Here is a 9,606-nt window from a genome sequence, read left to right on the forward strand (position 1 = left end):
GGCCCGCCCGGGGAGGACGGGCCTGCCGCCGTTTCTGGTGGCGACGGGGCGCCGGGGCGATCGGTCACGCCAGGATCTTGGCCTTGGCGCGGTCGTATTCCTCCTGCGTGATGTCGCCCTTGCTCTTGAGCGCGGCGAGTTTGCTCAGCTCTTCCGCCGAACCACCGCCGGATCCCGCCGCCTCCTGGACGTAGCTGCGGAAGGCCTGCTCGCTCTCCCTGTACTGCTTCACGTCACGCTCGCCCATGCCGGAGCCGCGTGCGATGAGGTAGACGAACACGCCGAGGAACGGCAGCAGGATCACGAAGACGAGCCATCCCGCCTTGCCCCAGCCACCGAGGCTGTGGTCACGGAAGATGTCCGTGATGATCTTGAAGAGGAGGAAGAACCACAGGATCCACAGGAAGAGCCACAGCATCGTCCAGAAGATGTTGAGAAGCGGATAGTCGTCCATGCTCGCTCCGATCATGGCTGCGGGTACTTCATTGATACAGCCGGTCCCCACTGTCCGCATTTCGGGGCGCATTTCCTATCTTTTGCTACCGGCTGCGGGGCCGGGCAACCATGGACACCATGCTGCTTGACCTGCTCGTCATCGGCCTCGTCATCACCCTCTATCCGCTGCCCGTCATGGCCTTCGTGCTGGTGCTGTCGGCACCGGGGGGCGTGTGGAAGGGGCTCGCCTTCATCCTCGCCTGGCTCGCCTGCCTCGTCGCCGTGATCGCCCTCGTCCTCCTCCTGACCGGCGGCGAGCCGCCCGCGCCCAGGTCACCGCCCTCCACCGCCGCACTGGCGGCGAAACTGGCCATCGGCATCGGGCTGGTCGTCTACAGCGAGCACAGACGTCGCCGCCGGCGCCGCGGGGGACCGGACTCGGCAGCGGACTCGGCACCGGACGCCGCACCCGGCTCCGCACCGGCCTCCGGATCCGACTCCTCCACGACCTCGCTCACGTCCCGGATGGACCAGGCCACCGCATGGTCGGCGGCCGTGCTCGCCGTACTCCTGCAGCCCTGGGGCATGGTCGGTGCGGCAGCCGCCACCGTGGTGGAGGCGGACCTCAGCCACAGCGAGTCGTTCCTGTCCCTGCTGGCCTTCTGCCTCCTCGCCACGTCCAGCCTCCTGGCCATGGAGCTGTACATGGTGTTCGCGCCCGAGAAGGCCGCGCGGGCGCTGACCGGCCTGCGCACGTGGCTGTCGGACCACAAGGAGCCCGCCATCGTGGTCACTTGCCTCGCCCTCGGACTGTGGCTGGCGGGCAGGAGTCTGTACGAGCTCACGAGCTGAGGCCCGGACGCGGGGCCGCTCCGGTCGCGCGATGCGCTCCGTCCCCTTCTCCTGAAGCCATGGACCGCAACGCATCCGGGCGACGGGGCCCCGCCGCCGCAGCGGCCCGGCGGCGCCGTCGCGTGATGGCAGGTCACCTGATCCGCTCGCTGGGCTCGGCCGGCCTGCTCACGGCGCTGTACTACCTGACCCCGCTGGACGGCGGCCTGGACCTCTCCGTCGCCATCACGCTCTCGCTCGGCCTGGCACTCTTCGGCGGGCTCGTCGCCTGGCAGATCATCAGCATCAGCCGTTCGGAGTACCCGCGGCTGCGCGCCATCGAAGCGCTCTCCACCGCCGTGCCGCTGTTCCTGCTGCTCTTCTCCGCGGCGTACTACGTGCTCGAAGAGCAGTCGCCGCACTCCTTCTCGGAGCCCCTGAACCGGACGGACGCGCTGTACTTCACGGTCACCGTGTTCGCGACCGTCGGCTTCGGGGACATCACGGCCACCACTCAGGCCTCCCGCCTCGTGGTCACCGGTCAGATGGTCCTCGACCTGATCCTGGTGGGAGTGATCGCCAAGGTCCTCTTCAGCGCCGTCAGGATCGGCATCCGGCGGCGGGCCACGGCGCTCCCGCCCCCCGGCGACGAAGGGGACCCGCCCGGATGGACCTCCGAGGGGGGAGGGAAGTGACCCGTGACGGAGCGGCGACCGCGATCCGGCCGCTGTGGACGGACCTTCCCCGGGCCATGGCGCGCCTGGACGTGGCGGACGTGCTCTGGACGCCGGTCATCGCCGTGGCCCCCGCCGCCGCGGCCCATCCCCCTGCCGGCCACGCGGCCCCGGCGGGTCGGTGCGCACGTCACGTCGGCGCGGAGCCTCGTACGGACCGTCCGGTGCGCCCTGGGCGCCGTGGTGCTGTTCAAGGGCGCCGCCCACGCACTCCGCCTCGGCAGCATGCGCGGCGGCCCCGTGTTCCCCGCGCACTTCCTCGGAGCCGCGGTGGGCGTCCTGCTCTCGCCGCTGCCGGGCCTCGGGGTGGTGCCCGCCATGGCGGTGGGCACGGCGGCGACCGCGGCCGGCACGCCGCGGCTGCCGGTCAACAGCGCGGTGCCGGTAAGCAGCGCGGTGCCGGTGATCCTGCGGCCGTGTCAGCGGTCAGGCCATGTCAGCGGCACCGCAGGCCGGTGGCGGCGTTCGTCGTGGCCTGGTCCAGCTTGTCGATCTGCGGCTGCAGCTGGGTGCGCGCGTCCTTGCCGGTCGTGTCCCCCGGCAGGTCCTCGTACGCCTTCTTGAGGTCTTCGGCGGCGTCCTGGACCGCGGCCCGCTCCGCCTCCTTCAGCTGCTTGGCGTTCTCCTTGACGTTGGACCAGTCCTCTTGGACGGCGTCGTAGGCGTCCTTGATCTGGTCCTTGGTCGCGGTGGCGGGGTTCAGGGCCTTCAGCTTGGCGTTGTCGGCCTTGAGCGAGGTCAGGTCGGTGCAGAGGTCGGCCGCTGCCTTGGTGGCCTCTTCGGCGGGCGAAGTGTCGTCGGAGCACGCGGCGAGGCCGAACACCGCGCTGACGCAGAGCACACCGATCACCGGGAAACGCTTCATGGGAGACCTTCCTCGACAAGACGGAGCGGGCGTAGGGGATGATTCGCCACGAATAGCACAATATGCACAGAGTGCTACGTTCCGCATCCTTGCGCTCACGCTCGGCCGACCGCGGACGCTCGTCCCCGGCCACGCCCTCCCGGCCCTGGGTGGACGGGGTGGGGGACCGATGCGTGATGATGTGGCGTGCCCGAGTGGGCAGTTGACCAGAAGAGCCGGTTGGGGGCCCCGCTTGTGAATGATGCGGTCGAGTTGGCGGACATGATCGCGCAGCTGCGCCAGGAGCTGAGCCGGGCGATGTCGGACGGCGACGCATCCGACCTGCGGTTCAAGGCGGAGCGGGTGGAGCTGGAGCTGACCGTCGGGGTGGAGCGGACCAACGAGCCTGGGGTGAAGGTCAGGTTCTGGGTGTTCGACGCCGGTGCCACGGCCAAGCGGTCCAGCACCGTCACGCAGAAGCTGACGCTGACGTTGCAGCCGGTACGGGCCGACGCGCCGGACCAGATGGCGCTGATCTCAGGGGACGAGCTGCTGGGTGAGGACTGACGGTGAGCGCTGACGGCTCGGAGGGGAACGGCGGACTGGATCCGCACCGCATCGCCGAGGTCATCGTCACCACCACCGACGGCGGCGGGCGACGCGGCTCGGGCTACCGGGTCGGCGACACGGCGGTACTGACCGCCCACCACGTGGTGGCCGGGGCCGCCGGCGTCCAGGTGCGCTTCGACGCCGGGCGGCCGGGGCAGTGGGCCGCGGAGGCGACGGTGGCCTGGTCGGACGCCGGTACCGATGTGGCCGTACTGGCCTTCGCTCCCCGGCCGGGCGACTCGCCCGTCCCGCCCGCCCGGTTCGGGCGCGTCGGCGACGACCGGCACGCCGTCATCGGTGTGCACGCCGCGGGATTCCCGCTGTGGAAGCGACGACGCACCCCCGACGGGCGGCAGTTCCGGGAACTGCACCAGGCGGACGGGACGGTGGCGGCGCTGTCCAACCTGCGGACCGGCACCCTGGAGATCACCGTCCCGGTGGCCGCCGCCGACCCCGACCCCAAGGTCTCGCCGTGGTCGGGGATGTCGGGCGCCGCCGTATGGGCCGGGCCCCGCATCGTCGGGGTCGTCGCCGAACACCACCGCTGGGAAGGGATGGGCCGGCTGGCTGCGGCCCGCATCGACCACACCCTGCACCGGGTCGGCGAGCCGCGCGGGGCCGAGCTGGCCGGGCTGCTGGCGATAGCTGACCCGCAGGCCCTGCCGGACGTGGTTCCCGGCCCGGGGGCCGCTGGTCCCCGCCCCCGCCCGGCGGGTTCGAGGGTCATCGGACTGCCGGTCACCCACGGGCTGGAGCTGTTCAAGGACCGGACCGAGGCCCGCGAGACGATCGGCCGGCTCCTCTCGGATCCCGCCGTGCGCATGGTGACCGTCACCGGCCGCCGGGGCATGGGCAAGAGCGCCGTCGCGGCCAAGGTCATGGAGCTGCTGGAGCGGGGCGAGTGGCCGGGCCACTCCCGGGCGCCCGCCCCGTCGGGGCTGGTGAACCTCAGCACCCGTACGTCGGGCATCTCCCTGGAGCGCCTCTACTTCGACTGCGCCCGCGCGCTCGGCCCCGAGGACGAGGCACGGCTGCTGGACGTCTGGGCCACGGCCCGCCCCGTACAGGACAAGATCGGCGAGCTGTTCGCCGCGATGGGGGACCGGCTCGTCGTCATCCTGATGGACAACCTGGAGGACCGGCTCCAGGACGACGGCACGCTCGCCGGGGCCGACGAGCAACTCGCCGTCTTCTTCGACTGCCTCTTCCGGGCGAGATCCACGCCCCGGCTGCTGGTCACCTCCCAGATCCCGCTGCGGCTGGCCCCCGAGCTGCGCCGCTTCGCCGCGGAGGTCGAACTGTCCGACGGCCTGCCGCCCGGTGAATCCGTCGCGCTGCTGCGCGAGCTCGACCAGGACGGAAGCCTCGGTGTGGCGCAGCTGTCCGACGAGCAGCTGCTGCGGGCCGCGGTCCACGTCCACGGGGTACCGCGCGCGCTGGAGCTGCTGGTGGGCGCCATGGCCGACGACACGCTGGCGCTGCCGACCCTGCAGGAGGTCCTGGAGGACTTCACCCTGCGGGGCGACGTGGTCGCGGGCCTCGCCCAGGACCGGTACCGACGGCTCGGCCCGGAAGGCCGCGACGTGCTGAACGTCCTCGCGGTGCTGCGCACGCCCGTACCGCGCGAGGCGGTCGAGTGGATCGTGGGCGGTCTCGGCACCGGCCTCGGTACGGGCCCCGGTCCCGGCCCCGCCGTCGCACCCGTCCTGTCCGACCTGCTGCGGATGCGCATGCTGTCGGTGGACCGGGCCACCCGTACCCTCGCGCTGCACCCGATGGACGCCGACCTCGCGTACGGCGCCATGCCGCGGGAAGGCGCCCTGGGACGGCGGTCCCTGGAGCGGCGGGCCGCCGACTGGTACGCGAGCATCGCCCCGCCCCGCCGGGACTGGCTCGGCCTGGACGACGTACAGCCGTACCGGCGCGAGTTCGACCACCGGGTGCGCGCCGGCGACATGGACGACGCCGCGCTGGTCCTCGGCGCGATCAGCCCGTGGATGGTCCGGCACGGTTCGGTGCTCGCGGCCATCTCGATGCACCTGACACTGGAGGGACAGTTGACCGACGACCGGGCACGTCTTGCCCATCTCATCAGCTTCGGGCACGCCCGGTTGAGCGGAGGCCCGCTGGCACAGGCGGCCGAACTGTTCACCGAGGCAGCCGCCCTGGCCGAGCGACTCGACGACCGCCGGGCACTGCAGAACGCCCTGTTCGGCCTGGGCGACGCCCACCGTCAGCTGGGCCGCCTCGACGCCGCCATGGGCCCGCTGGCCCGGGCCGGCGACCTGGCCCACGAGAACGGCGACTCCGAGGCCGAGGTGCACGCCCTGCTGGGCCTCAGCCTCGCCCACAGCACCCTGGGCGACGGCGAGGCGGCCCTGGCCGGCGCCGACCGGCTGGGCCGGCTCGCCCGTGCGTCGGGGGACCCGCTGACCGAGGCCCGTTCGTGGAACGCCCGCTTCACCGCCCTGCTGACCCTGGGCCGCTGGGAGGAGACCATCGCGGCGGGCGACAGGGCCGTCGCCGCCTACCGGGACGCGGGCGTCCAGGAAGCGACGGACTACGCGCTGAACGCCAAGGGCGTGGCGCTCCTCGCGCTGGGGCGGGTCGACGAGGCCCTGGAGGCGCTGGCGGCGGCGCTCGGTGCGGCGTCGGCGATGGAGAACCCGCGCACCGAGGGCGTCTGCCTCTACAACACGGCGTGGGCCCACTGGACCGGCGGCCGGTACGGACGGGCGGCCGAGGCGGCCGAGCGCGCGGCCGCCTCGCTGCAGCTCGCCGGGGCGGCGGAGGCCGCGGCGGCGGGAGCGCTCGCCGAGGCGGCCCGGGCCCGGGCGGTGCCCGGCCCGCGGGAGGCCGCCGACGCGCTGGTCCGGGCCGCCGACGGCACCGGGCGCAACGTCGAGATGGTCCGCCCGGCCTGGCTCACCGAGGAGGCGGAGCGGCTGCGCGCCGGATCCTGACACCCGGCGCCCCGGACCGCGGTCACTCGGCGTCGTAGTAGCCGAAGGGCCGAAGAGCCGAAGACGTCGACACCGGGGTCGGCGCGAGGTCGCAGCCGAGGTCGACGCCGAGGTCGCAGCCGTCTCGGCCCCGGCCCCGGCTCCGGCCCTCCAGCGGCCCGTACCCGGGGCTGCCGGGGGCGCGGGTGCCGACCGGACGGTGCGGCTACGGCCGGTGGGAGGTGGGCACCCCGGCCCTCAGAGCCGTCACGCCGCGGGTGCACGCGGCCGCCTGCCCGCTTAGGGGCGGGTCAGGGGCCGTCCTCCTTCGGGTTGGTGACGGTCACACCGGCCTTGACGCACGGGGAGACGCCCGCGCGGGCCGGTCCCCCGCGACCACCTCCGCCGGGCGGGCCGCCTCAGCGTTCCAGCTGGTCGGCGAGGCGCCCCAGGGCCTTCGCGGCCAGCGGCGCCATCAGAGGGCGCAGCGCCCGGTCGACCGGCTCGATGCCGGGCAGGCGCAGGCCGCCGAAGAAGGCGAACCGGGTGCCGTCCCCCTCCGGCACCGCAGCCATGCCGCCGACCACGAACCGGCTCTGCATGAGGCACCAGCCCGGCCGCAGCACGATGTCGAAACGCGCCCGCATGCCGAGCGGGCTGCGGGCCCGGGCTTCGAGGCGTTCGCCGGCGGCCGAGGTCACCGTGAAGGAGCGGATGTCGGTGACCAGGCGGGGCAGTTGACCCTCCAGGTCGCGAGCGAGGTCCCAGACCCGGTCGAAGGGCGCGTCGAGGAGGTCTTCGGCGAAGGCCGCGCCCGGAGTGGTGCGGGCGATGACCCGCAGCCTGCGGACGGCGTCGAGTTCGGCGACCGGCCAGGAGTCGTTCAACGTCCCCACGCCTTCCGGAAGTTGCGGCGGGCCCGGAAGAGCCGGGTCCGCACGGTGGGTTCGGGCACCCCGAGCAGTGCGCTGACCGCGTGCTCGTCCAGCCCTTCGAGGTCGCGCAGGACCAGCACGGCGCGGTGTGCCGGGGAGAGCCGTTCCAGCACGTCGCGCACGTCGGCCGCGAGCTGCGGGTCGCCCCGCGCCGGAACCTCGTCCAGCGGGTCGGCCACGGTCCGCGCGCCGGCCCGGGCGAGGCGCACCGCCTCCCGTACGGCGATCACGCGCGCCCAGCCGAACAGCGCGGCCGGCTCCCGCAGCCGCCCGATGTTCCGGAAGATCGCGATCAGCGCCTCCTGCGTGGCGTCCGGCCCGTCCTGCAGCGCGATCGGCCCGCACAGCCGCCCGACGTACGGGGTCAGCAGGTCGAGCAGCTCTTGGACGGCCATCCGGTCGCCGCGCTGGGCGGACCGGACGAGCGCCGTCAGCTCCTCCCCGGCCGCCGTCACCGTGGGCCGGTCCGGCTCGCCCGGCCGGTCGGGGGCGCCTGGCAGGTCGGGGGCGCCTGGTCGCACTGCCTCGGGATTCTCAAGACTTCCTCCTTGACCGCTCCTTGCGGAGGAAGAGGCGGCGCACCCCCCGGACATTCCGTATGACCTGCGTCACAAGAGAGTGGGAGCCGGACGCGCGGGACGGCTCGCACCCGTCGGACCCTCCCGTCCGGGGGATGCCGCCCGTACGCCAAATGTGCCGCAGGCGGGACAGAACTCCTGGGGCGCTCCCTGAAGGAAATCTCCTCTGTTCGAAGTAGACACGGCCTGTCATCGGGGCTAGCGTCTCTTGCGTGACCTCTGAGAAGTCCCCGCTCGCCGACAGCCTCGACGACGAGGACTACCCCGCCTACACGATGGGCCGGGCCGCGGAGATGCTCGGCGCCACCCCCGCCTTCCTCCGCGCCATCGGCGAGGCCCGCCTCATCACCCCGCTCCGCTCGGCCGGCGGACACCGACGCTACTCGCGTTACCAGTTGCGCATCGCCGCCCGCGCCCGGGAGCTCGTCGACGCCGGTACGCCCGTCGAGGCGGCCTGCCGGATCGTCGCGCTGGAAGACCAGCTCGACGAAGCCCTCCGACTGAACGAGCAGATGCGCCGGGGGCAGGAAAAATCCTGACGCCACCGGCATCGTTTATATGACTTCCGTGCACGGATATCTGTAACCCCCAGCGCAGAATTACGAGTACGCGCAGGGAGGTTTAAAACCGCGCCGACCCCGAATGGCGGAATTTTCCACGCCCTGACCTTCGCCCTGTGCTACGGTGATGTCAGTTGCAGTTGTGGTTCCCAAAAACTTACAAGTGCTCTCCCGGTATTTTTCCGGTGAGCACTTTTTTATTTGCCGGTTGAGTTTCCGGTCGGGGCAATCATCGCGGCGACTCCGGAGATCGCACAGTGCGATTCCGGGCACTGCCCCAAAGGAGATTCAATATGGCATCTGGCACCGTGAAGTGGTTCAACGCGGAAAAGGGCTTCGGCTTCATCGAGCAGGAGGGTGGCGGCGCTGACGTGTTCGCCCACTACTCGAACATCGCCTCCTCTGGCTTCCGTGAGCTTCAGGAAGGCCAGAAGGTTACCTTCGACGTCACGCAGGGCCAGAAGGGCCCGCAGGCCGAGAACATCGTTCCCGCCTAATCGCTGACGTACACGAGCTGGGGCCCGCACCATGGGGTGCGGGCCCCAGCTCGTTGCATTTCCCCCGCGCACGCCCCGTCGGCTCCGACGGCCCCGCGTGAGCGGCGGGTGACGGCGCCCCGCGCCGGCCCGCCTCACAGTCCGGCCGGACGGACGCGGTTCCACCGACGCGCCGCCCCGCCTCCCGCCCCGTCTGCCGTCCGCCGTTCACCCGGCTTTCCGACGCCCGGCGCGGCTCTCTCCCCAGCAGGCCTGCCCGTTCTCCCCGGCACGGCTCTGTATCGTCTTTTCTTCGGCACGGTCTCGCGAATCCCCCTACCGGGAATTCCTCGATACGCGCCGCATCGAGGAAGGTTCTGCATGAACCGCACCACTCGCACGAACGAACGTTATTCCCGCACCCGTACGGGCGGCGGCTCGGGCCAGGGCGGCGGCAGCCGTTCCGGCTCCCCCACCCGCTCCGGTGGCTCCCCCGCCCGTTCGGGCTACGGCGGCGGCCGCCGCCCCGCCGCCCAGCGGGAATTCGCCCTCCCGGTGACCGTTACCCCCGGGCTGCCCGCCGTCGATGCCTTCGCGGATCTCGACATGCCTGCGGAACTGCTGGCCGCGCTCGGCTCCGAGGGCGTGAGCGTGCCCTTCCC

10 protein-coding genes and 1 pseudogene are annotated in these 9,606 nt (G+C 72.4%); 7 read left to right on the top strand and 4 right to left on the bottom strand.

Features of this window, described 5'->3' with window-relative positions; translation table 11 throughout:
- Positions 1-64: 64 nt before the first annotated feature.
- The gene (locus ACFCZ1_RS36735) at positions 65-454 is read right to left on the bottom strand and encodes an SHOCT domain-containing protein (RefSeq protein WP_376682648.1); all 390 of its coding nucleotides are present in this window, start codon (positions 452-454) and stop codon (positions 65-67) included.
- A 119-nt stretch (positions 455-573) separates the two neighbouring features.
- On the opposite strand from ACFCZ1_RS36735, the gene ACFCZ1_RS36740 reads away from it, so the two are divergent.
- Both ACFCZ1_RS36740 and ACFCZ1_RS36745 read left to right on the top strand, forming a co-directional pair.
- Positions 574-1,287 carry a GAP family protein gene (locus tag ACFCZ1_RS36740; protein WP_376682649.1) on the top strand — a complete coding sequence of 238 codons (714 nt, stop codon included), beginning with the start codon at positions 574-576 and terminating at the stop codon, positions 1,285-1,287.
- Between the two features lie 125 nt (positions 1,288-1,412).
- Positions 1,413-1,961 carry a potassium channel family protein gene (locus ACFCZ1_RS36745; protein ID WP_376682650.1) on the top strand — a complete coding sequence of 183 codons (549 nt, stop codon included), beginning with the start codon at positions 1,413-1,415 and terminating at the stop codon, positions 1,959-1,961.
- A 475-nt stretch (positions 1,962-2,436) separates the two neighbouring features.
- On the opposite strand, the gene ACFCZ1_RS36750 is transcribed toward ACFCZ1_RS36745, so the two are convergent.
- Positions 2,437-2,865: a hypothetical protein gene (locus tag ACFCZ1_RS36750; protein WP_376682651.1), complete on the bottom strand. Its 429-nt coding sequence runs from the start codon at positions 2,863-2,865 to the stop codon at positions 2,437-2,439.
- A 234-nt stretch (positions 2,866-3,099) separates the two neighbouring features.
- Here ACFCZ1_RS36750 and ACFCZ1_RS36755 point away from each other — a divergent pair, with 234 nt between their 5' ends.
- Both ACFCZ1_RS36755 and ACFCZ1_RS36760 read left to right on the top strand, forming a co-directional pair.
- Positions 3,100-3,411 carry a trypco2 family protein gene (locus tag ACFCZ1_RS36755; RefSeq protein WP_376682652.1) on the top strand — a complete coding sequence of 104 codons (312 nt, stop codon included), beginning with the start codon at positions 3,100-3,102 and terminating at the stop codon, positions 3,409-3,411.
- A 2-nt stretch (positions 3,412-3,413) separates the two neighbouring features.
- Positions 3,414-6,416 (top strand): trypsin-like peptidase domain-containing protein, encoded by a 3,003-nt coding sequence (locus tag ACFCZ1_RS36760; RefSeq protein ID WP_376682653.1) that lies wholly within the window; start codon positions 3,414-3,416, stop codon positions 6,414-6,416.
- A 398-nt stretch (positions 6,417-6,814) separates the two neighbouring features.
- On the opposite strand, the gene ACFCZ1_RS36765 is transcribed toward ACFCZ1_RS36760, so the two are convergent.
- Both ACFCZ1_RS36765 and ACFCZ1_RS36770 read right to left on the bottom strand, forming a co-directional pair.
- Complete coding sequence (locus tag ACFCZ1_RS36765; protein ID WP_376682654.1) at positions 6,815-7,282, bottom strand: hypothetical protein; 468 nt, start codon at positions 7,280-7,282, stop codon at positions 6,815-6,817.
- The gene (locus tag ACFCZ1_RS36770; RefSeq protein WP_376682655.1) at positions 7,279-7,851 is read right to left on the bottom strand and encodes an RNA polymerase sigma factor; all 573 of its coding nucleotides are present in this window, start codon (positions 7,849-7,851) and stop codon (positions 7,279-7,281) included. Before ACFCZ1_RS36770 ends, ACFCZ1_RS36765 begins: the two co-directional genes overlap by 4 nt.
- Positions 7,852-8,183: 332 nt before the next feature.
- Here ACFCZ1_RS36770 and ACFCZ1_RS36775 point away from each other — a divergent pair, with 332 nt between their 5' ends.
- The 3 genes and pseudogenes from ACFCZ1_RS36775 to ACFCZ1_RS36785 form a co-directional block, all read left to right on the top strand.
- Entirely contained in the window at positions 8,184-8,447 is a 264-nt protein-coding gene (locus tag ACFCZ1_RS36775) for a MerR family transcriptional regulator (protein WP_376682656.1), read from the top strand.
- A gap of 314 nt (positions 8,448-8,761) precedes the next feature.
- On the top strand, positions 8,762-8,965 hold the full coding sequence (locus tag ACFCZ1_RS36780; RefSeq protein WP_030011983.1) for a cold-shock protein: 204 nt from the start codon (positions 8,762-8,764) through the stop codon (positions 8,963-8,965).
- Positions 8,966-9,325: 360 nt separating this feature from the next.
- A pseudogene (locus ACFCZ1_RS36785) lies at positions 9,326-9,606 on the top strand (ATP-dependent helicase); the annotation flags it as partial.

It is taken from the genome of Streptomyces sp. NPDC056224 (genome assembly GCF_042267665.1).
Classification (GTDB): Bacteria; Actinomycetota; Actinomycetes; order Streptomycetales; family Streptomycetaceae; genus Streptomyces.